Raw genomic sequence first — 20,239 nt, 5'->3', positions numbered from 1 at the left:
GGGTGTCACGCTTTAATTATTTTGTGTGCTGAGAAAAAAAGCTGAGGATCTCGCTCAACGCTTGATTTCGGCATGTATCTGATTCAAACAGAAGTTCGTGTTTTGCGTCTTTAATTGTAATGAGCTGACAATTGGCCGCTTTTTTTTGGAAGGAGATGTGCGCATTATTATCGACGATACGATCATTCTCCCCTTGTAATAATAAAGTTGGAATAACACAAGATGACGCGTGTTTAATACAACGTTTTGCCCCTTTTAACCCTTGATTTACCCAGTGATTACTTGGGCCACCGATTTGCAGCTCTGGTTTTAAGGCGTATAGCTCTCTAAACCATTGGTAGCGGATCTCACTTGTTGTCAGTGTATTATTTAAAAAAGGCTTCGCATGATAAGGTTCTTGCCCTAATGCGTAAGTAGGGTGTGAAGCCCAACGACTTAAATAATGACTGACTGTACCTGCTATTGGTTTTAACCAAGGTTCAATATGAATACCATGCATTGGAGCGCTTAACGCTAATGCTGAATATGGGTGAGAATGAGTTTCTACGTATTGAGTGGCAATAGCGCCTCCCATGGAATGACCCAACAAATAGCAATCTTGATAATGTTCAGGCGTGATCAAATGGTGAGTCATATTGTTGAGATCTAATACATAATCATTAAAATCTTCGATATGACCAATATCACTGTTTTCTGTTAATCGATCAGATAAGCCTTGCCCACGATGATCAAATGAATAAATGTCATAACCTTGGCAAAAGAGGTCATAAAATAGCTCTTGGTATTTATAAACACTTTCAATGCGGCCATTAACGATCATAATGGCTTTCTGATTTGTGGGGCTAGTAAAGCTAACCCAATGAAGTTGTGTCTCTTTTTCACCTTGGTAAAAACCATGCTGACGCTTCTCCCAAAAAGGAGTGATGTGGTTTTTTATTGTTTCTAGGTAGTTTGTTTCTTGGGTGAAATCGTTTTTTTTCATTGGGCTCACTGCATGATTATGAATGCGGGTTCAATCTTATTATAATAACAATAGTGAAATGTGTATCATATTTTGGTAAGTTCTTGCACAGTTCTTAAGCAAGCGCATTTTTTTACTCATTTGATTAGACTACTATGTTTTTTTAGTAGGTCGGCATTAATTTAAATTACTCAAGATTCGAAGTAATTAGCCGATATGATTATTTATCATACCTATATATTTTCACAGGATACCGTTTTCAAGTTATGTATGCATACGTTGCCCGACAACCGATACTTAATCGAAAAAAACAGACGATAGGGTATGAGTTACTTTTTCGTGATGGTGAGACTAATGCGTTTCCAGATATGGAAGCGAATCAGGCTACGTGCCGATTATTAGTTGAAAACTTTATGTCGGCGGGCAGTAACCCTGCATTAGAATCTCCTCGTAGCTTTATAAACTTCCCTCAAGAGTCTTTGATTTCTCTTGTCCCTACAGCTTTCCCTAAACGTAAAATTGTCGTTGAAGTATTAGAAACTTGTATCCCTAATGATGAGCTTTTTAGTGCGATTAAACACCTTCATCGAATGGGGTATATTATTGCGTTAGATGACTTTAGTTTGGATGCGGAGTGGGATAGATTCTTACCTTATTCACACATCGTTAAATTAGACATTATGCAATTAGGTATTGATGTTGCTTGTGATTATGTGAAAAAGAAAAAACAGCAAGGCTGTAAGCGTCATTATCTTGCTGAACGCGTAGAGACTTATGAAGAGTTTGAACAAGCGTTTCAAGTAGGCTTTCATTTTTATCAAGGCTACTTCTTTAGTAAACCACAAATTATTAAAAATCGAGTTGTGAAGCCAGAGGAAGTATTAACGATGCAACTGTTTCAAGAAGTGTGTCGTGAAGAAGTAAACTTTGCTCGGATTGAACAGTTAATTGCTCAAGACGTGTCATTGTCGTATCAGCTTCTGAAATTTGTAAATACCGCTTCTGTACGACTTGAAAAACCAATCTCGTCATTTAAACAGGCATTAGTCTATTTAGGTGAAGAACAAATAAAAATGTTTGTGACCTTAGTAGCAACCGCGCACGCTGCAATTAATAAACCGAAAGAATTGTATAAACAATCGTTAGTGAAAGGTCGTTTTTGTGAATTAATGATTTGTCGCTGCCAAAATGGAACACCAGGGCAACAAGCATTTATTGTTGGTCTGTTTTCACTGCTTGATGCTTTGCTTGATCGGAAATTAGATGATGTGTTAGAACAGCTTTCGTTAACGGATGAAATTGAACAAGCAATATTACTTCGCGCGGGTTTATTAGGAACAATGCTAAAGCTATACGAAAGCATTAAGTCTGGTGATTGGACTCAGCTTGATAAGACAAGTCGTTTGCTTGGTTTTTCTCCAAAGACGGTAGAAAAGACATACCAAGAGGCAGAAAATTGGTATCAAGCGATTCTTGTTAAATAAAGTCACTCTAATTTAATACAACGAAGCCCCATCAACCGTAATGTTTGATGGGGCTTTTTGTTTTCTAATTTTTTAAAGATTACTGACAATAATTGATGATTTGAACTTCTTTAGAAAATAATTTCTGTACTAACTGATGACACTCTTGAGTGATAGAAGTAACGGTTTGAGCGTTTTCTGGATTGACTAAATCGTAATCACCTTCAATGTTGTAATTAAAACCGTCACCAATAATGGTTATGGGTGTGATTGAAATTCGCCCTCTGTTAGCCACTATCTTAATTGGCTCCACTTGTATTGGATAATGTATAGAAGAGACTTCCTTATTAATGTCATTGCCATTAGATGAAATATTAGGATGATCTTCGTCAGGGGTTAATCCTAGTTTAAATTGCCACAGTTCTTTCGCTGTTTTGGTGGTTGTCATCTCTCTTGGAATGATATTTAACTCACCATTAAAGCTGTAATTAAAACTGTCTCTATTAGCAGCAAGACCATTCGCATTTAAGTTAAATTCAGCAACGCCTTCTAGAGGTATAGTATTTGGGAAAAAAGTGGTTAGGTAACTGATTGGTAAGCCATCTCCGTAAGCCTCTAATTGCCAGGGTTGGCTATCTTGAGTTAAATAAATACTGCCATTTAATCCAACAAGTCCTTCAGCTAAAGGGAAAAGTGCTCGCTCTATTGTCCATAATCCATTTTCAGCGTTCATTTCTATCAATAATTGCTGACTTAATAGGTAATTAAAGCTGGCATTAGAAGCGCTAAGAGATAATTTTCCATCCCATAACCCCCATTGATAATAACGTAATAAATCAAGATCGTGACCCTCCAGGTTTACACCTGAAACTTGGTAAGGGTGCTGATTATCAAGCTGAATGAGTTGGATGTTATTAACGTCTAAATTTGCTATTTTAACTTGCTCAAGTTGCTTGATGTATTTTTGAATAGCGGAGACTTCTGTTTCGCTTAGTAGCCATTTTATTTGGCTTAATGTCAGTGATTTTAGGTTAACTTTAGTCGGAGAAATTTTACCTTCAAGTTGAACATTGCCATTAAAAATATCAAAAGAAAGCGTTGAGATATTTGCTTCTTTACCATTCAGCATGAGATTAAAAATAGGCTTCTCAATAACTTGTTCATTCCATACTAAGCTATCTGCATTAAAAGAAATATTCGCATTACTTTGTTGCCATAAATGGTAAGGCAGCAACACATTCTCCGCAGATAAACTTAAATTATTTACCGAGAATTGAGGGAGTTCAATATTAATATCTAACAGATCAATTCGTTCAAATTGATAGGTGAAGTTTTGCTTAGTAAGCCATTCCAATGGTTTACCGATAATGTCTGCATTGTCAGATTCTAAATTAAATTTTCGCAGAGTGAATTGAGGGATAACCCATAGTTTGTTGTCTTTCAGCTCGGCTTGAGCTGTGATAGTACTGTCACGCCAAGTGAGTGATATTCCATGTAATGCAGTGTAATTTTCACTGTAATAACCATCAATTAACACATCGTCAAGGGCTTCACCCTGCCAATATAGTTGTTGAGTTGAAAATTGGAAATTACCTTCAAATGGCACTGTTTTTTCTTGTTCAACAGACCAATTGGTGAGTTGGACTTGTGCGTCACGAATAACTAAGTCGTCATTGGCAAAATCTAAATTAGAGATGCTTAACTGGGCAATAGAAACCCAATCGAGATGCTCTGTTTTTGGTAATCCATTTTGTAAACTTAAGCCATCAATTTTAATGCTATTAAATGCTAACTTACCTTGCTGGATAGGGTGCTGAGAAAGCCAAAAATCAACATGCTGTACGAACAATTCATTCTCAGTGCGGATAGTGACTTCTGATAGAGTAAGGTGAAGAGGATCTTGAATTGAGTAATTAAGCTCACCAAAAGAGATTTTTTGATCTGATAATTTTTCAACTAATGGGTTTAATAATGGTTGCGCATAAGGAGTATGCAAAAGGGATAAGAATGCGACCACAAGTAGTAGGAAGAAAGTAATAAACCAACCAAGGCTTTTCAGCGTGGTATACATTGTTAACTCCAGAAAGAAATAAGAATAGAAAGAGTGGATTAAAAGTGAGATTCAATCAAGTTATTGTAATGTTTTACTTAAAGGTAATCACTGTTTTGAAAGCAAGATAGGGATCAAATAGAATAAAAAAAGCCCTTCGTTATCGAAGGGCTTGAATTTATCGAGGTATTAACTTGGGTTAGTCAAGTTGAGGGCCTGCTTTCACAAGCGCCTTACCTTCATCGTTATCTGTGTATTGAGCAAAGTTTTTGATGAATCGTTGTGCAAGATCTTCAGCTTTACTGTCCCACTGTAGAGGGTCAGTGTAAGTATCACGAGGGTCTAGAATCGAAGTATCAACACCTGGTAATGAGGTTGGGACTTCAAAGTTAAACACTGGGATATTTTTCGTCTTAGCGTGGTCAATTGATCCATCTAAGATTGCATCAATGATGGCACGAGTATCTTGGATAGAAATACGTTTACCAGTACCGTTCCAACCTGTATTGACGATATACGCTTCTGCGCCAACCGCTTCCATACGTTTAACTAATACTTCTGCATATTGTGTTGGGTGTAGCGTTAAGAACGCTGCGCCAAATGCTGCAGAGAATGTTGGTGTTGGTTCAGTAATACCACGCTCTGTACCCGCTAATTTAGCAGTAAAGCCCGACAAGAAGTGGTATTTAGTTTGTTCTGGCGTCAATTTCGCAACAGGCGGTAAAACACCAAATGCATCAGCCGTTAAGAAAATAACTTTATTTGCATGGCCTGCTTTTGACACTGGCTTAACAATATTATCAATGTGATAAATTGGGTAAGAAACACGCGTGTTTTCTGTTTTTGAACCATCATCAAAATCAATCGTGCCATCGCTACGAACGGTTACATTTTCTAGTAGTGCATCGCGGCGGATTGCATTGTAGATATCTGGTTCAGCTTCTTTAGATAGGCGAATTGTTTTTGCGTAACAGCCACCTTCAAAGTTGAAGATACCGTCATCATCCCAACCGTGCTCATCATCACCAATCAGTTGGCGTTTAGGGTCGGTTGAAAGTGTTGTTTTACCTGTGCCTGATAAACCGAAGAATACCGCGACATCGCCTTCTTCACCCACATTGGCAGAACAATGCATAGAGGCAATGCCTTTCAGTGGAAGAAGGTAGTTCATCATTGCGAACATGCCTTTTTTCATTTCACCGCCGTACCAAGTACCGCCGATAATTTGAACACGTTCTGTTAGGTTGAAGGCAACAAAGTTTTCAGAGTTTAGGCCTTGTGCTTCGTAATTAGGGTTTGTGACTTTCGCGCCGTTCATTACCACAAAATCAGGTTCAAACGTTGCTAGCTCTTCTTCTGTTGGACGAATGAACATGTTTTTTACGAAGTGTGCTTGCCATGCAACTTCAGTAATAACTCGGACACTTAAGCGAGTATCAGGGTTTGCACCACAGTAACCGTCAATAACAAATAGACGCTTACCAGAGAGTTGCTCTGTTACTAGGGCTTTTAGATCATCCCAGACTGCAGGTGTGATAGCTTTATTGTCGTTTTTACCTTGATCAGACCACCATAATGTATCTTTAGTTGTCTCATCTTTTACGATGTATTTATCTTTTGGTGAACGGCCAGTAAAAATACCAGTATCTACCGCAACCGAGCCAAGCTCAGTCATTACACCGCGCTCATAACCTTCTAGGTCTGGACGGGTCTCTTCTTCAAACAATTGGTCATAGCTTGGGTTACGAAGAACGTCAGTAACGCCAGTTAGGCCATGTTGAGTAAGATCAAGTTGTGCAGCCTTTTTGTGTTCCATAACAGTCATAGGTGCTCCTTAAAGGAATTTTGTAGGGATTTTAATATTTTGTAATTATTTATTGTCTGCTAAACATGCTATCAATGCGGTAAATTGAAAACAGGGAGATAAATCATAAATTAACCACAAAGTAGTAGTGGTTATTTAATCAGCATCACAAAATAGCAATTGCCCTATTCTACTCTTAAAGAAATCGATTGCGCTAGATGTAATTGATTATTATTTAAGCAAAATTAAGTGTGGATAAGTGGAATTAAAAACGTGGTTTATATCAAATTTAGTTATAAAAAAAGCCAACCTAATGGCTGGCTTTTGTAACATTTCTACAACTTATTCTATGCAGTAAATTAATGAACGGTGTCATTACCTTTTGTTGCTTCTTCGAATATGTTGGCAACATCAATGCTATCAAAATCGTAGCTTGTGCCACAGTAGTCACAATGAAGAGATACTTTGCCTTCTGTTTTTACAATATCATCAACTTCAGCACGTTCAATTGTTACGATTGCACCTGCACTGCGCTCACGAGAACAGCCACAGAAAAACTCAACAGTTTGAGGTTCAAAAAGTTGTACTTTATCTTGATTATATAAACGGTATAGAACATCTTCAGCTTCTAGGCCAAATAGCTCTTCGTTTTTAATGGTATCTGTCAATTGCTCTAAATGTTCAAAGTCATCAGCAGAACCTGTGCCGTCAGGCATGACTTGAAGAAGCATACCTGCTGCCTGAGGTTTACCTTCAAATTCACCAAGGCGTAACCATAGACGAGTTTTTAATTGTTCTGAACGCTCAAAATAGCCTTCAAAACAAGCTGCTAAATCTTTGCCATCAAGAGCAACAACACCTTGGTAACGCTCACCATCTTTTGGAGAGATCGTGATAACCAAGTAACCTTTACCCATTAATTGGTGCAAGGTAGCATCGTCAGCAATATCACCCTCAAAGCGAGCTACGCCACGAACTTTTTGATCGTTATCGCCATTGATAACAGCCAGTGATACAGGACCATCACCTTGAAGTTGAAGAGTAATAGATCCTTCAAATTTTAATGTCGCAGTTAATAGCGTCGTTGCAACTAATAGCTCACCCAATAAATTCTGAACTGCTTTTGGGTATTCCTTGCTAGAAATAATTTGTTGGTAAGCATCATCTAGTTGAACCAATTCACCACGAACTGATAAATCTTCAAATAGGTAGCGATGCAGTGTGTTATTTGCCATGAAATACTCCAGCAATTGTATTAGAGGGGTTGTCGTTACTTATAGTATAGCGAAGACAACCGGTATAAATAAGGGATGAAACAGAAAGACAAGTCTATTGCTGTTTAAACTTCATAATATCACGTCGCTGCTTCTTATCAGGACGTTTATCTGGGTGCGGGCTACCAAGTGAATTGAGCTTGCGTAATTTCGCGTTTTCTTCACGGTGCTCAATACTATTTTGTGTTTCTTTGTAAAGAGTTTGTGCAACAGGAGCGCCACGGCGTTGATCGGATAGGATCTCAATGATCACGACGATTTCTTCGTTATTGCCTTGGCGAAGTTTTACCTCAGCGCCTACTTCAACTAATTTACTTGGTTTTGCACGTTGTCCATTATAATGAACTTTCCCGCCATCAACCATATTACGAGCAATAGAACGAGTCTTGTAAAAACGAGCCGCCCAGAGCCATTTGTCGAGCCTGATACCATCGCTAGTATTGGATTTTGAACTCATTATGGGTACCTAATGTCTTATCTCTGCTTATTAAGATGGTGTTAGTAAAATTTTTTTCAATCTTTTGAGGTGAATTAATCAAAATTGATAAGCAACTAGAGTCATTAATGAGAAATAATGCTCTAATACAAGGTCATCTGCTTAAATTACGTGATATGGCTGCGAGGAATTTAAGAAATCGGCATCATTTGCGGAAATTATGCCGGGTTATTTTATAATTCATAAATACATCAGATATTTAATTGCTCTGTGAGACAGAAAAGGAAGATCAGTACCTACATGATAGCTAATATGAAAATCGAAAAAGTTTCTCAATATTGGTCAACATATCAATCTGCAATTTCAAAAGGCTTAACGGTTATGTTAGTGGCTTGCTTTGCGTGGATCTGTGGTTCTCTTTTTTGGTCAATATTAGCCCCACAGACATCGGTTTCTCAATGGACACCGAAAGCGGTCGCTATTAACGGGTCACCAAAGAAAAGCAATGATGATTCTTTGTCTGGTTTATTAAACGGCCAAGTTTTTGGGCAGTTTAATCCTGAAAAAACAGTAGAGCAGCTAAAGGTTGTTGAAGTAAAAGACGCACCTAAAACCAAACTGAGCTTGACTTTATCTGGTGTGGTAGCGAGCTCTAATTCAAAATTGAGTTTAGCTGTTATCGCGAATCGAGGTAAACAAAATACGTACGGTATTGATGAAACGATTGATGGAACAAGAGCAACAGTAAAAGCGATTAGTGCCGATCGTATTATTATTTCAAATAATGGACGTGATGAAACATTGATGCTTGAGGGTGTTGAGTACACCAAAATTTCGGTAGAACAAAATCGTACTGGTAGTTCTGGTACGGTATTAGGGAATAATCGTCAGAATTCAGATCAAGATGAATTAGATACAATTCGTCAAGAGATGGCGAAAAATCCTCAATCAATCTTGAAATATATTCGCCTTTCTCAAGTGAGTAATAATGGGAAAATTGAAGGCTACCGAGTTAATCCAGGTAAAGATAGAAAATTATTTGATTCGGTGGGTCTGAAGCCGGGTGATATCGCAAGAAGTTTAAACGGGATTGATTTAACCGATCCTGCTGCAATGAGTGCATTGTGGAAAAATATGTCAGAAATGACAGAGCTTAATTTAACCGTTCAACGTGACGGACAACTACATGACATCTTTATCGGTTTATAACTGGTAGATGAAAAAATGAATAAGGGTGTATTGTGAAAAAGTGGATGGGCAAGGGAGCCTTATTACTTGCGGGTAGCATGATGTGGACATCGGCTATCGCAAATGACTTTAGTGCCAGCTTTAAGGGAACTGATATTCAAGAGTTCATCAACATTGTTGGTCGAAATCTAGAAAAGACCATTATTGTTGATCCGTCGGTACGGGGAAAAGTGGATGTTCGTAGTTACGATCTTTTAAACGAAGAGCAATATTATCAGTTCTTCCTTAGCGTGTTAGAAGTGTACGGCTATGCTGTTGTTGAAATGGACAATGGCATTTTAAAGGTAATTAAAGATAAAGACGCAAAAACATCGGCGGTTCCTGTTCTTGGTGCAAAAGACAAAATAACCGGAGACGCGGTAATTACGCGTGTTATTGCGGTTCGTAATGTGTCGGTTCGTGAACTTTCTCCTTTATTACGTCAACTTAATGATAATGCAGGCGCGGGGAACGTTGTTCACTATGATCCTGCAAATATCATTATGATTACTGGTCGTGCTGCTGTTGTTAATCGTCTGGCTGAAATTATTGAGCGTGTTGACCAAGCGGGTGATAAAGAAGTTGAAGTGGTTGATTTACAAAATGCTTCAGCCGCTGAAATGGTGCGAATTGTTGATGCGCTAAATAAGACCACTGACGCTAAAAATACCCCAGCGTTTCTACAACCTAAATTGGTTGCTGATGAGCGTACCAACTCGATCCTTATTTCGGGTGACCCAAAGGTACGTAATCGCCTTAAAAAACTCATTAAGCAACTTGATGTTGAAATGGCGACGAAGGGCAACAACCAAGTTGTCTATTTACGTTACGCCAAAGCAGAAGATTTGGTTGATGTATTAAAAGGGGTTTCTGATAATTTAACCGCAGATAAAAGTGGTTCTCAAAAAGGAAGTTCAAGTAACCGCAGTGATGTGATGATCTCTGCTCATGCTGACACCAATGCCTTAGTTATTACCGCGCCGCCAGATGTAATGCGTGCAGTAAAAGATGTTATTGCTCAGTTAGATATTCGTCGTGCTCAAGTATTGATTGAAGCGCTAATCGTTGAACTTGCTGAAGGTGATGGCATTAATCTTGGTGTGCAATGGGGCAACTTAGAAACCGGTGCGATGATCCAATACAGCAATACAGGCGCATCTATTGGTGCCACCATGATTGGTTTGGAAGAAGCGAAAGATACCGTTGAAAAAAAACCGATTAGGGATAGCGATACCGGAGCGATAAAATACTATGAAGAGACAACGCAAAAAGGTGATTATTCAGCATTAACTTCGGCACTTGGCGGCGTTCAAGGTGCGGCGGTTAGTGTAATGATGGGTGATTGGGCTGCGTTGATTACTGCTGTGTCTACTGATTCAAACTCCAACATTCTGTCTTCTCCAAGTATTACCGTTATGGATAATGGTGAGGCTTCATTCATTGTGGGCGAGGAGGTTCCGGTATTAACTGGCTCTACATCGGGTTCAAATAATGAAAACCCATTCCAAACGGTTGATCGTAAAGAAGTGGGTATCAAACTTAAAGTTGTTCCACAAATCAATGAAGGTGATTCTGTTCGTTTAGATATCGAGCAAGAAGTATCGAACGTATTGGGCGCTAATGGTGCGGTGGATGTACGTTTTGCTAAACGTCAGCTAAACACCTCAGTAATGGTACAAGATGGCCAAATGTTGGTGCTAGGTGGCTTGATTGATGAACGTGCAATGGAAAGCGAATCAAAAGTGCCTTTCTTAGGCGATATTCCAGTATTAGGTTACTTATTTAAATCAACCAGTACTCAGGTTGAGAAGAAAAACCTAATGGTATTTATCAAGCCAACTATTATTCGAGATGGCATGACTGCTGATGGCATTACCCAGCGTAAATATAACTATATTCGCGCAGAGCAGTTGTATAACGCAGAGAAAGGCTTGAAGTTAATGGATGATGCCAACATTCCAATCTTGCCTAAGTTTGGTTCTGATGTGCAGCACCCTGCAGAGATCCAAGCTTTCTTTGATCAGCTTGATGATGAGAATAAGGATAAATAATGGCGGATATGCTATTTCCTGATCCTGTTGCCGTTTTACGTTTGCCTTTTTCATTTGCAAAAAGGCATTCCGTTGTTATTGAAGCAAGTTCTGAAGGGTGGGTTTTGTATTATGCAGTAACCCCCTCGCCAATTGTATTGTGTGAGATCCGCCGAGTATGCAAAGCGAGTTTTTCATTAATTCAATTAACCAAGGATGAGTTCGATACCAAAGTTACTCAAGTCTATCAACGTAACTCATCAGAAGCGCAGCAATTGATGGAAGACATTGGGGCTGATAATGATGATTTCTTCTCATTAGCCGAAGAGTTACCAGACAATGACGATTTACTAGAATCAGAAGATGATGCGCCAATCATTAAATTGATCAACGCCATGTTAGGTGAAGCGATCAAAGAGGGGGCATCAGATATTCATATTGAGACATTTGAGAAAGTTCTATCGATTCGTTTCCGAGTTGATGGTGTATTACGTGATGTTCTTAGCCCAAGCCGTAAATTAGCGCCATTATTAGTGTCGCGTGTAAAAGTAATGGCGAAGTTAGACATTGCAGAAAAACGTGTTCCTCAAGATGGTCGTATTTCATTACGAATTGGTGGTCGAGCGGTAGACGTTCGTGTATCAACCATGCCGTCTTCTCATGGTGAGCGAGTTGTAATGCGTTTATTAGATAAGAACGCAACACGTCTAGACTTAAACAGCTTAGGAATGGAAGAAAAAAACCATCAAAACTTCCAGCATATTATTAAGCGACCTCACGGTATTATTTTGGTTACTGGTCCTACGGGGTCGGGTAAATCAACGACTTTGTATGCCGGGTTAGGAGAATTAGACAGTACTCAATCAAACATCTTAACGGTTGAGGACCCAATCGAATTTGATATTGATGGGATTGGACAAACACAAGTTAACCCAAAAGTAGACATGACATTTGCTCGTGGGCTACGTGCCATTCTTCGTCAAGATCCAGATGTGGTGATGATTGGTGAAATCCGAGATTTAGAAACCGCAGAAATTGCTGTTCAAGCCTCTCTAACTGGTCACTTAGTTATGTCGACACTTCACACTAATACTGCTGTTGGTGCGATTACTCGTCTTCGTGATATGGGAATCGAACCTTTCTTAATTTCGTCATCTTTATTGGGTGTTCTTGCTCAGCGTCTAGTTCGTACTTTATGTAAGGAATGTAAAACGCCTTATCAAGCTGATGACGAGCAGAAGAAACTTTTTTCTTTATTACCCTCTGATGATTTAGTGCTTTATAAACCAGCGGGTTGTGAGCATTGTAATGGTAAAGGTTATCGCGGCCGTACTGGTATTCATGAATTGTTAGTGGTGAATGAAAAAGTACAAGAATTGATACATAAAGAAGTGGGCGAACAAGAGATTGAAAAAGAAGTTCGTAAGAGCACTCGTGGTATTCAGCAAGATGGGCTATTAAAAGTTCAACAAGGTATCACTACGCTAGAAGAGGTGATGCGAGTCACTCGGGAAGGGTAAATGGCAGCATTTGAATACAAAGCCCTCGAAAAAAATGGCAAACAGAAAAAAGGCGTAATGGAAGGTGACAATGGTCGCCAAGTTCGTCAACGCCTCAAAGAGCAAGGGCTTATTCCTGTTGAGGTTATTGAAACTAAATCAAAGCAGCAGAAAAACGCCTCTCAAGGTTTAAGCTTTAAGCGTGGCATTAGCGTTAATGATTTATCGTTAATTACGCGCCAGCTAGCCACCTTGGTTCAGGCGGGTATGCCATTAGAAGAGTGCTTGAAAGCTGTCGCAGAACAAGGTGAAAAAGCACACATTCGCAGCATGATGATGGGTGTTCGTTCAAAAGTGATTGAAGGGTATCCATTAGCCGAAAGTTTTGGTGAATATCCTCATGTGTTTGATGATTTGTTTTGCTCAATGGTCGCAGCGGGTGAAAAGTCAGGTCATTTAGATACGGTATTAAATCGGTTAGCGGATTACGCTGAGAATCGCCAGAAGATGCGCAGTAAATTACAGCAAGCGATGATTTATCCAATCATGCTGACGTTGATTGCGATAGCGGTTATCTCCTTTTTGCTTGCTACTGTGGTACCGAAAATTGTCGATCAGTTTGTGCAAATGGGGCAAGGTCTTCCAACCGTGACTGAAATATTATTGGCTGCCAGTAATTTTGTTGTTCACTGGGGGTTGTTGGTTGTTATCGCTGTTGTGGTGTTAATTGTTGGAGTGAAGTGGTTACTTACTAAGCCTCACTTACGTTTAGCGTGGGATAAAAAAATATTACGGTTACCTGTTATTGGTAAAGTGGTTCGTGGCTTAAATACCTCTCGTTTTGCGCGAACATTATCGATCTGTACTTCAAGTGCTATTCCATTACTGGATGGTATGAAAGTCGCCGCAGACGTAATGAGTAATAAGTATTTTAAACAACAAGTATTAGAAGCGGCGGATAATGTTCGTGAAGGGGCAAGTTTGCGAATTTCGCTTGAGCAAACCAAATTGTTCCCACCAATGATGCTGCATATGATTGCCAGTGGTGAGCAAAGTGGTGAGTTAGAGCAAATGCTAACACGTTCGGCTGATAACCAAGACCGAGATTTTGAATCATTAGTGAACATGGCATTAGGCATTTTTGAACCCTTGCTTATTGTCTTCATGGCAGGGATCGTACTCTTCATTGTTGTTGCGACCTTGATGCCAATTATCGAATTAAACAATTTGGTTGGGTAGCATTCACTGCTATCTATTTTTCTTTTATTTTATATATGAATTTTTAACGTTAGGAGTTATTCCATGCAAGTCAATTCAGCTCAACGTAAACAAGGCGGCTTTACTCTTTTAGAAGTTATGGTTGTTATCGTTATTCTTGGTGTGTTAGCGAGCTTAGTTGTTCCAAACTTACTGGGTAACAAAGAGAAGGCCGATCAACAAAAAGCGATTACTGATATCGTGGCACTAGAAAACTCATTAGATATGTACAAGCTAGATAACAGTGTGTACCCATCTACAGATCAAGGGTTAGAAGCCTTAGTATCTAAGCCATCAGCAACGCCTGAGCCTCGTAATTACCGTGCTGACGGTTACATTCGTCGTTTACCAAATGATCCATGGGGCAATGAATACCAGTACTTAAGCCCTGGTGATAACGGCACGATTGATATCTTCTCTTTAGGTGCAGATGGTCAAGAAGGTGGTGAAGGTGCGAATGCAGATATTGGTAACTGGAACATGCAAGACTTTCAATAAGTCATGAGCTTATAGCTAGATAAGAGCAATGATGAAAATAAAACGTGAGGTTGGGTTTACCCTAATCGAAATTATGTTGGTATTGGTGCTGCTGTCGGTGAGTTCGATGGCGGTTATCATGAGTTTGCCTGAAAGTAGCGATGACCAACTTGAAGAGCAAGCCTCACGTTTTTATCAATTAGTACAACTTCTTAATGAAGACGCTTTACTCAACGGGATGGATTACGGCATCTATTTTAATCAAGAGCGACAAGAATATCGCTTTATGACATTGAAATCAGATGGCTGGCAGCCTCTTGAGAAAAGTCGCTTTTTTACCGAAGTGAAGATGGAAGACGACACTCGATTTGAAATGGAACTTGGCGGTTCTGCATGGGCTGATGATGATCGTTTATTTGAACCCGGCTCTTTGTTTGATGAAGAAATGTTCGCGGATGTTGAAGAAAAGAAAAAACCGAAACCTCCTCAAGTGATGGTGTTATCAAGTGGAGAAATGACCCCGTTTATTGTTCGTTTTTTACCGAGTAATGAGCGCGGCAATTTAGATGATAAAACATGGACAATTAACGTAGATGAATCGGGATTGATCACTTTAATTAAGCCTGGAGAAGAAATTGATGAGTAACTCTTCATCAAGTAATCGATCATTAAATAAAGGCATGACTCTGCTTGAGGTTTTGGTTGCTCTGGCTATCTTTGCTACCGCAGCGCTGAGTGTGCTTCGCTCAGTGACGCAGCACATTAATACGTTAAGTTATTTAGAAGAAAAAACATTTGCCTCTATGGTAGTTGATAACCAAATGGTATTAATGATGTTAGATAAACCGCCAACCTCGATAAAAAAAGGGGAGACAGAATTGGCAGGTCAAACATGGTATTGGACTATTGCCCCAGTAAAAACGACGTCTGATATTTTAAAGTCGGTCGATGTGTCTGTCGCAACAACCAAAGATCAAAAATCATCCTTATTAACGGTAAGAACCTATGTTGCGCCGTAATTCTACTCATAAAAAGTCGCGCGGCTTTACCCTTATTGAAGTGATGGTCGCAATTTCTGTGTTTGCCACTTTAAGCTTTTCTGCTTATCAAGTGGTAAATCAAGTTCAGCGTAGCAATGAACAGTCATTAGAAAAGAGTAATCGCATTAAAGCGTTACAACGCAGCTTAGTTTTTTTAGATAATGATTTTCGACAAATAGTTGCTCGCCAATTCAGAATTAACGGAGAAAAGGCCGATGGAAAACTTCTTTTAGCTGGCGAATATTTATTGGATTCAGAATCTCAAGGCATTCTATTTGTTCGTTTGGGATGGAAAAATCCGCAGCAGGCCTTTCCTCGTGGTGAAATTACTAAAGTCGGATATCGAGTTGTTGAGAATAAACTTGAACGATTATGGTGGCGCTACCCAGATACTCCAGTGGGTCAGAAACCAGTAGTAACGCCATTAATTGATGGCATTGATGAACTGAAATTTGAATTTTATGATGGCAAGAAATGGCAGAAGAAATGGGAAATAAAAGATCAATTACCAAAAGCCATTAAAGTGATTGTGACATTTAAAGATTATGGAGACGTCGAACGAATTTATCTTACCTCTGGCTATAAACTGGATCAAAGTGGTCAGAATGATGATGACACTAAGAGTGGCGGGTAATGACAATACACACTAAAACGCAGAGGAAACAGAAAGGCGTCGCATTAATCGTTGTCTTATTGTTGCTGGCTATTATGGCGACAATTGCTGCTCAAATGACAGAGCGGTTATTTATTCAATTTCACCGAGCTGAAAACCAAATAAATCATCAGCAAGCCTATTGGTACTCTATTGGTGTTGAAGCGTTAGCAAAAGCAGGAATAGAAGAAGCATACAAAGATGGCGACACCATTAATCTAAGCCAAATGTGGGCAACAGAAGAAACGACTTATCCACTTGATTATGGTGAAGCACTAGGCAGCGTTAAAGATAAGCAAGCTTGTTTCAATTTAAATGCATTAAGCAATATAGAACCACAGACTGATCCTTCTCAACGTCCATTTTTGGTCAAAGTTTGGATTAATTTATTGGAGTCTGTAGAGGTAGATAATTATTTAGCAGAAGTGATTGCAGACTCCAGTTGGGAGTTTATGGATGAAGACGATATTGTCCGTTCAATGACTGGAGTTGAAGACAGTACTTACCAATCGTTTAAGCCTGCGTATTTAGCACCGAACGGCTGGATTGCTGATGTTAGTGAATTGAGAGCGATTAATGGCGTGACTGCAGAAGTGTTTAATGCCGTCTCTCCTTTTGTATGTGCAATACCAAGTGCGAATTGGTATTTGAATGTGAATACAATGCAACCAGAGCAGGCAAAAATATTAGTGGCGTTATTTTCCCCGAATTTAAGTGATAATGACGCTCAAGAAGTATTAGAGAATCGTCCTTTTGATGGCTGGGCAAGTGTTGATGATTTTTTAGCAGAATCTGCGATTAGCCAAGTTGATGAAAAAACAAAGAAAGAAGCAAAAGCCTATTTATCCGTAGATAGTCAGTTTTTTGAGTTAGATGCTCAAGTATTAGTAGAAGATTCGCGCGTACGTGTGCGTTCTTTATTGCATAGCAGTGATAAAAAAGTGGTGAACGTTATCCGTCGCCAATATGGAGGAATGAATGAGCGAACATCTGATAATAAGGCTGAATAGTCAGTCGTCAGATCCCATTCAATGGATAGTCTGGTCACCAGAAAATAAAGAAGTGATTGCATCAGGAGAGTTAAGCTCTTCTGAAACCTTAGAGTCATTAACTCAATACAGTGCTCAACGCAGTGTATCGGTGCTGTTACCAAGTAGCGATATTTTATTGCGTGAAGTCTCTATCCCTGAAGGGGCTGCTCGACAGTTTCCTTCTATGCTACCTTTTATTATTGAAGATGATTTAGCGCAAGATGTAGATGACTTACATATTGTGATTTTGAAAAAAGACAGCAAGACAGCTCAAGTTGCGGTTGTTGAACATCAAAAAATGGAAAGATGGATATCTCTACTAGCGGATGCTGGAATTCAGACTAAACGACTTATTCCAGATGTATTGTCATTACCTTCTCATCAAGATGGTGTCGCTATGGTTGAGTTAAATCAACAATGGTTATTACGTTATGGTGAATATCAAGGTGCTATCGCTGAACCTGAATGGCTGTCAATGCTGCTGAATGGCTTAGTGAAACATGCCGTTCAAACCGCCGATGGCATTGTTGTTCAAGAAGATAAGGAAGAAGAACAAGAGGAAAGTGATGAGGTGGATGATGTGCCGTGTTATGCGCTTCATAGTTACTCACCTTGCTTGGTTGAAATTGAAAACACAAAGTATGTTCAAGAAACACCAGAGTTGGTGATGCAACTGCTTGCAGAAGGTGTTTTAACATCGAGAGTAAATCTACTTAGTGGTAAATACCGTCCTCAATCGTCATGGCGAAAGCATTGGCGAATTTGGCAAAAAGTGATTTTAGCGTTTGGTTTGGTTATGGTGGCCTTTGTTGCTCAACACGTTTCAGAAGTACAAAAATTGGAACAACATAGTCTTGCATTGCGTGCTGAAAGCGAACGCATTTTTAGGGATGTGTTCCCAGGAAAACGTAAGATCCCAACCATGAGCTATTTGAAATCCCAAATGAAAAATGAAGAATCACGTTTACAAGGTGGTTCGGATGGAGATGACTTATTAGCGTGGATGTCAGAGTTGACGCCATATTTAATAAAAGTACCTCAAGTGAAGTTGCAGAGTTTAAAATTTGATGGAAAACGCGATGAATTACGCCTACAAGCAAGTGCATCCGATTTCCCATATTTTGAGCAATTAACGTCAGAGTTAAATACCAAGTTTGACGTTGAGCAAGGTCAATTAAATAAAAATCAAGGCCAAGTGTTTGGTGCGATTATTATTAGGAGAAAATAATGAAAGCCTTAATGACCTGGTGGCAAAGTATCTCACCACGTGAACGTGTTTTGGTTGGTGGTGGCAGTATAGCGTTAGTGATTGCTGCATTGTATTGGGGTGGAATTAAGCCGTTAAATGATCGCGCTGAAATTGCTCAAAACCGAATCAATAGTGAGAGAAGTTTATTAACGTGGGTACAAAAGAAAGCCGATGTGATTGTGACATTAAGAGGGGGGGCGTCATCAACCTCTCAAACGGCAATTCGACCAATGAATCAGGTAATACCAAGCAGTACTCGTCAATTTAAGATTGAATTGATCCGTATGCAACCTCGTGGCGAGCAAATGCAAGTATGGGTTAAACCACTTCCATTTAATAAGTTGGTAAATTGGTTAGCGTACTTACGAGACTCTCAAGGCATCAATGTTCAGTTTTTAGATTTAAATAAAACCGATACGGAAGGTGTGGTGGAAGTGAACCGTCTGCAATTAAGTCGAGAGGCATTATGAAATTTAAATTATTGATCGCGACGGTATTTTCTACGTTTTTTACTTTTAGTGCCTTATTACACATTCCGATTCAGTGGGTAGTAGAGCAAGCACCAAAAGTAAGAGGTTTATCGTTAACAGGATTATCAGGAACACCTTGGAAGGGACAAGTGGATTCTCTTTCTTGGCAAAGAGTGAACTATGGCCAAGTTCAATGGCAGATTGACCCATTTGCTATTTTAAAGGGGCATGCGGTATTTTCTGTGCGCTTTGGGCGTGGTAGTGAATTGGAATTACGTGGTAAAGGTATTGTTGGTTATAGTGTTTCAATGGGAGCTTACGCTGAGAACATGGTGGTTTCTTTTCCTGTCTCTAATGTGATGAGTCGATTACCAATGGCATTGCCTGTTTCTTTGCAGGGTCAGGCAGAGATCAGTGTTAAGTCTTTTCAACAGGGTCAGCCTTGGTGTAAGCAGGCAAGTGGAGAAGTGGTTTGGTCTGGCGGGAAAATTATTTCGCCGTTGGGTAATATTGACCCTAAAACGGCAATAGCAGAAGTGACTTGTGTTGATAACAAAGTTACATTGATTAGCAAACAATCATCAGAAGATGTCGCTAGCCAGTTTAATGTGGTATTGAGCTCTAACCGTTCTTATCAAGTGAATGGATGGTTCAAACCTGAGGCAAACTTCCCTTCCAGCTTAAGAAGTCAGCTGAAATGGCTAGGCAAGCCGGATTCAAAAGGGCAATATAAAGTAACTTATTCAGGACGTTTGTAAGGAAATACAATGGCTAAAAAACAATTGCCGACAATTTTAGATAAACGCGTTGAAGCACAATCAAAGTTGTTTTGTATTGAATCGGTAGATTTACGTTTTTCTAATGGGGTTGAACGAACCTACGAAAGAATGAAACCGAGTGGACGTCATGCTGTGATGATGGTTCCTGTGACCGAGCAGGGGGATCTATTATTAGTTCGGGAGTATGCCGTGGGTACAGAAAGCTATGAGTTAGGCTTTCCTAAAGGACTCATTGACCCAGGCGAAACACCATCAGAAGCCGCAAACCGAGAGTTAAAAGAAGAAATTGGATTTGGTGCTGAAACATTAGCACCATTAAAAGAGTTGGTGTTAGCGCCGTCTTATTTCTCAAGTAAGATGACGTTATTTGTCGCTCAAGGTTTATATCCTGAACAACTTGAGGGTGATGAGCCTGAGCCGTTAGATATTGTTCGTTGGCCTTTGGCGCAAGCGTCAGAGCTATTGCATCATCTTGATTTTTCAGAAGCGAGAAGCATTAGTGCGTTATTGCTTGCTCAACAATTTTTAGCAAAGGAGTGA

At 39.5% G+C, this 20,239-nt stretch carries 19 protein-coding genes; 14 read left to right on the top strand and 5 right to left on the bottom strand.

Annotated features, from left to right (window positions below):
• Nucleotides 1-16: 16 nt before the first annotated feature.
• Nucleotides 17-982 (bottom strand): alpha/beta fold hydrolase, encoded by a 966-nt coding sequence (locus AC2IP4_RS13600; RefSeq protein ID WP_486306823.1) that lies wholly within the window; start codon nt 980-982, stop codon nt 17-19.
• Between the two features lie 245 nt (nt 983-1,227).
• On the opposite strand from AC2IP4_RS13600, the gene AC2IP4_RS13595 reads away from it, so the two are divergent.
• Nucleotides 1,228-2,445, top strand: a complete 1,218-nt coding sequence (locus AC2IP4_RS13595) for an EAL and HDOD domain-containing protein (protein ID WP_375321402.1) — start codon at nt 1,228-1,230, stop codon at nt 2,443-2,445.
• Between the two features lie 79 nt (nt 2,446-2,524).
• Here the strand turns inward: AC2IP4_RS13595 and AC2IP4_RS13590 are convergent, their stop codons facing one another.
• The 4 genes from AC2IP4_RS13590 to hslR form a co-directional block, all read right to left on the bottom strand.
• On the bottom strand, nt 2,525-4,495 hold the full coding sequence (locus tag AC2IP4_RS13590) for an AsmA family protein (RefSeq protein WP_375321401.1): 1,971 nt from the start codon (nt 4,493-4,495) through the stop codon (nt 2,525-2,527).
• A gap of 178 nt (nt 4,496-4,673) precedes the next feature.
• Nucleotides 4,674-6,299 carry a phosphoenolpyruvate carboxykinase (ATP) gene (gene pckA, locus AC2IP4_RS13585; RefSeq protein WP_105056937.1) on the bottom strand — a complete coding sequence of 542 codons (1,626 nt, stop codon included), beginning with the start codon at nt 6,297-6,299 and terminating at the stop codon, nt 4,674-4,676.
• A 338-nt stretch (nt 6,300-6,637) separates the two neighbouring features.
• Nucleotides 6,638-7,513 (bottom strand): Hsp33 family molecular chaperone HslO, encoded by an 876-nt coding sequence (gene hslO / locus AC2IP4_RS13580; protein ID WP_375321400.1) that lies wholly within the window; start codon nt 7,511-7,513, stop codon nt 6,638-6,640.
• Nucleotides 7,514-7,607: 94 nt separating this feature from the next.
• A complete protein-coding gene (gene hslR, locus AC2IP4_RS13575) occupies nt 7,608-8,009 on the bottom strand; it encodes a ribosome-associated heat shock protein Hsp15 (protein ID WP_105056939.1) in 402 nt (133 codons plus the stop codon).
• A 279-nt stretch (nt 8,010-8,288) separates the two neighbouring features.
• Here hslR and gspC point away from each other — a divergent pair, with 279 nt between their 5' ends.
• The 13 genes from gspC (at nt 8,289) to nudE (ending at nt 20,239) form a co-directional block, all read left to right on the top strand.
• Nucleotides 8,289-9,197, top strand: a complete 909-nt coding sequence (gene gspC / locus AC2IP4_RS13570) for a type II secretion system protein GspC (RefSeq protein WP_486310418.1) — start codon at nt 8,289-8,291, stop codon at nt 9,195-9,197.
• Between the two features lie 32 nt (nt 9,198-9,229).
• On the top strand, nt 9,230-11,266 hold the full coding sequence (gene gspD / locus AC2IP4_RS13565; RefSeq protein WP_486310417.1) for a type II secretion system secretin GspD: 2,037 nt from the start codon (nt 9,230-9,232) through the stop codon (nt 11,264-11,266).
• Nucleotides 11,266-12,765 (top strand): type II secretion system ATPase GspE, encoded by a 1,500-nt coding sequence (gene gspE / locus AC2IP4_RS13560; RefSeq protein WP_486306819.1) that lies wholly within the window; start codon nt 11,266-11,268, stop codon nt 12,763-12,765. The genes gspD and gspE overlap by 1 nt, the downstream gene beginning before the upstream one ends.
• Complete coding sequence (gene gspF, locus AC2IP4_RS13555; RefSeq protein ID WP_486310416.1) at nt 12,766-13,983, top strand: type II secretion system inner membrane protein GspF; 1,218 nt, start codon at nt 12,766-12,768, stop codon at nt 13,981-13,983.
• 63 nt (nt 13,984-14,046) lie between these two features.
• Entirely contained in the window at nt 14,047-14,499 is a 453-nt protein-coding gene (gspG, locus tag AC2IP4_RS13550) for a type II secretion system major pseudopilin GspG (RefSeq protein WP_045103155.1), read from the top strand.
• Nucleotides 14,500-14,530: 31 nt separating this feature from the next.
• Nucleotides 14,531-15,124: a type II secretion system minor pseudopilin GspH gene (gene gspH, locus AC2IP4_RS13545; protein WP_375322829.1), complete on the top strand. Its 594-nt coding sequence runs from the start codon at nt 14,531-14,533 to the stop codon at nt 15,122-15,124.
• The gene (gene gspI, locus AC2IP4_RS13540; protein ID WP_375321395.1) at nt 15,117-15,497 is read left to right on the top strand and encodes a type II secretion system minor pseudopilin GspI; all 381 of its coding nucleotides are present in this window, start codon (nt 15,117-15,119) and stop codon (nt 15,495-15,497) included. Before gspH ends, gspI begins: the two co-directional genes overlap by 8 nt.
• Complete coding sequence (gene gspJ / locus AC2IP4_RS13535) at nt 15,484-16,152, top strand: type II secretion system minor pseudopilin GspJ (protein ID WP_486310415.1); 669 nt, start codon at nt 15,484-15,486, stop codon at nt 16,150-16,152. The genes gspI and gspJ overlap by 14 nt, the downstream gene beginning before the upstream one ends.
• On the top strand, nt 16,152-17,180 hold the full coding sequence (gene gspK, locus AC2IP4_RS13530; protein WP_375321393.1) for a type II secretion system minor pseudopilin GspK: 1,029 nt from the start codon (nt 16,152-16,154) through the stop codon (nt 17,178-17,180). Before gspJ ends, gspK begins: the two co-directional genes overlap by 1 nt.
• Nucleotides 17,149-18,429 carry a type II secretion system protein GspL gene (gspL, locus tag AC2IP4_RS13525; protein WP_486306817.1) on the top strand — a complete coding sequence of 427 codons (1,281 nt, stop codon included), beginning with the start codon at nt 17,149-17,151 and terminating at the stop codon, nt 18,427-18,429. Before gspK ends, gspL begins: the two co-directional genes overlap by 32 nt.
• Nucleotides 18,429-18,920 (top strand): type II secretion system protein M, encoded by a 492-nt coding sequence (locus AC2IP4_RS13520; RefSeq protein WP_486310414.1) that lies wholly within the window; start codon nt 18,429-18,431, stop codon nt 18,918-18,920. The genes gspL and AC2IP4_RS13520 overlap by 1 nt, the downstream gene beginning before the upstream one ends.
• Nucleotides 18,917-19,678 carry a type II secretion system protein N gene (locus AC2IP4_RS13515; RefSeq protein WP_375321391.1) on the top strand — a complete coding sequence of 254 codons (762 nt, stop codon included), beginning with the start codon at nt 18,917-18,919 and terminating at the stop codon, nt 19,676-19,678. Before AC2IP4_RS13520 ends, AC2IP4_RS13515 begins: the two co-directional genes overlap by 4 nt.
• A gap of 9 nt (nt 19,679-19,687) precedes the next feature.
• Complete coding sequence (gene nudE, locus AC2IP4_RS13510; RefSeq protein WP_105056950.1) at nt 19,688-20,239, top strand: ADP compounds hydrolase NudE; 552 nt, start codon at nt 19,688-19,690, stop codon at nt 20,237-20,239.

Source organism: Aliivibrio thorii (assembly GCF_057368585.1).
The sequence above is the reverse complement of the archived record's forward strand: the minus strand, read 5'-3'. Positions and strand labels throughout refer to the sequence as shown.

What these genes read in the sequence shown, in the direction of transcription:
- AC2IP4_RS13600 (WP_486306823.1), bottom strand. Translation starts at nt 982, where the DNA reads ATGAAAAAAAACGATTTCACCCAAGAAACAAACTACCTAGAAACAATA.
- AC2IP4_RS13595 (WP_375321402.1), top strand. Translation starts at nt 1,228, where the DNA reads ATGTATGCATACGTTGCCCGACAACCGATACTTAATCGAAAAAAACAG.
- AC2IP4_RS13590 (WP_375321401.1), bottom strand. Translation starts at nt 4,495, where the DNA reads ATGTATACCACGCTGAAAAGCCTTGGTTGGTTTATTACTTTCTTCCTA.
- pckA (WP_105056937.1), bottom strand. Translation starts at nt 6,299, where the DNA reads ATGACTGTTATGGAACACAAAAAGGCTGCACAACTTGATCTTACTCAA.
- hslO (WP_375321400.1), bottom strand. Translation starts at nt 7,513, where the DNA reads ATGGCAAATAACACACTGCATCGCTACCTATTTGAAGATTTATCAGTT.
- hslR (WP_105056939.1), bottom strand. Translation starts at nt 8,009, where the DNA reads ATGAGTTCAAAATCCAATACTAGCGATGGTATCAGGCTCGACAAATGG.
- gspC (WP_486310418.1), top strand. Translation starts at nt 8,289, where the DNA reads ATGATAGCTAATATGAAAATCGAAAAAGTTTCTCAATATTGGTCAACA.
- gspE (WP_486306819.1), top strand. Translation starts at nt 11,266, where the DNA reads ATGGCGGATATGCTATTTCCTGATCCTGTTGCCGTTTTACGTTTGCCT.
- gspF (WP_486310416.1), top strand. Translation starts at nt 12,766, where the DNA reads ATGGCAGCATTTGAATACAAAGCCCTCGAAAAAAATGGCAAACAGAAA.
- gspG (WP_045103155.1), top strand. Translation starts at nt 14,047, where the DNA reads ATGCAAGTCAATTCAGCTCAACGTAAACAAGGCGGCTTTACTCTTTTA.
- gspH (WP_375322829.1), top strand. Translation starts at nt 14,531, where the DNA reads ATGAAAATAAAACGTGAGGTTGGGTTTACCCTAATCGAAATTATGTTG.
- gspI (WP_375321395.1), top strand. Translation starts at nt 15,117, where the DNA reads ATGAGTAACTCTTCATCAAGTAATCGATCATTAAATAAAGGCATGACT.
- gspJ (WP_486310415.1), top strand. Translation starts at nt 15,484, where the DNA reads ATGTTGCGCCGTAATTCTACTCATAAAAAGTCGCGCGGCTTTACCCTT.
- gspK (WP_375321393.1), top strand. Translation starts at nt 16,152, where the DNA reads ATGACAATACACACTAAAACGCAGAGGAAACAGAAAGGCGTCGCATTA.
- gspL (WP_486306817.1), top strand. Translation starts at nt 17,149, where the DNA reads ATGAGCGAACATCTGATAATAAGGCTGAATAGTCAGTCGTCAGATCCC.
- AC2IP4_RS13520 (WP_486310414.1), top strand. Translation starts at nt 18,429, where the DNA reads ATGAAAGCCTTAATGACCTGGTGGCAAAGTATCTCACCACGTGAACGT.
- AC2IP4_RS13515 (WP_375321391.1), top strand. Translation starts at nt 18,917, where the DNA reads ATGAAATTTAAATTATTGATCGCGACGGTATTTTCTACGTTTTTTACT.
- nudE (WP_105056950.1), top strand. Translation starts at nt 19,688, where the DNA reads ATGGCTAAAAAACAATTGCCGACAATTTTAGATAAACGCGTTGAAGCA.